This window comes from Psychrobacter sp. Rd 27.2 (genome assembly GCF_001921755.1).
Lineage (GTDB): Bacteria > Pseudomonadota > Gammaproteobacteria > Pseudomonadales > Moraxellaceae > Psychrobacter > Psychrobacter celer.
In genome coordinates this window covers 1-408 of the sequence record NZ_MRYB01000093.1, presented here as the reverse complement: position 1 = coordinate 408, position 408 = coordinate 1, and the positions used below count along the sequence as shown (strand labels likewise).

Below are 408 nucleotides of genomic sequence, written 5' to 3'. Positions count from 1 at the left end.
ATGAGCTTTATCGCATGTACTTGTTGTCAGAGCAGTTTTTGCTGTTCGCTGAATCATCAGCGCTCATGGGCAAGAATTTAACAATGAAAGACTTGCATGAACAATTGAACAAGCTGTTAGACTTAAACGGCTACCCAGTATTCAATGGATATACAGATTATATTAAAGATCATGCTATGCGCCACGTTGAGACTGAATACAACAGATTTAGAGACATTAAGAAGTTGCACATGCTAGGCATTGATGTTGACTTGGTGGAATACGAATTAGGTGCTTATAAAAGCTATCAAGAAGAAATTGATGCTATTACCACGCAGCAACTCAATAAATACTACCGCATATTAGCCGCCTCATAAAAACTTTTAAACAACCTAGAACCCAGCTTACTCCATCATCCAACCCGCTATG

Annotated in this window: 1 protein-coding gene; it reads left to right on the top strand. The window is 38.7% G+C overall.

What is annotated here, in order from left to right:
• Positions 1-356, top strand: a 356-nt coding sequence (locus BTV99_RS12735) for a virulence RhuM family protein (RefSeq protein ID WP_143507184.1), incomplete at its 5' end; no start/stop codon positions are given.
• Positions 357-408 lie beyond the last annotated feature (52 nt).